The sequence below is a fragment of the Mesorhizobium silamurunense genome (assembly GCF_014843905.1).
In the GTDB taxonomy this organism is placed as follows: Bacteria; Pseudomonadota; Alphaproteobacteria; order Rhizobiales; family Rhizobiaceae; genus Mesorhizobium; species Mesorhizobium silamurunense.
In genome coordinates, this window is the sequence record NZ_LPVS01000139.1 from 1 (window position 1) to 262 (window position 262).

A 262-nucleotide genomic window follows, 5' to 3' on the forward strand; every position below is an offset into this window, starting at 1 on the left:
CGCCGCCTCGGCGACCGGCATCGCGGCGGTGCGCCGGAAATGCTCGATCGCGGCCGCCACGCCGGAGCCCGGCGCCAGGCGCACCCCGCAATCGAGCAGCGCCATTTCGGCCGCCGACAGCGAAGCGCAGACCATCACCTCGTTCAGCCAGCCGAGATGGCCGATGCGGAAGACCTTGCCGAAGACCTTGTTGAGGCCGCCGCCGAGCGATGTCTGGTAGGTGCGATAGGCGCGCTTGACGACGTCGCCGCTGTCGATGCCT

1 pseudogene is annotated in these 262 nt (G+C 70.2%); it reads right to left on the reverse strand.

Annotated features, from left to right (window positions below):
* A pseudogene (locus AU465_RS32750) lies at positions 1-262 on the reverse strand (serine--glyoxylate aminotransferase); the annotation flags it as partial.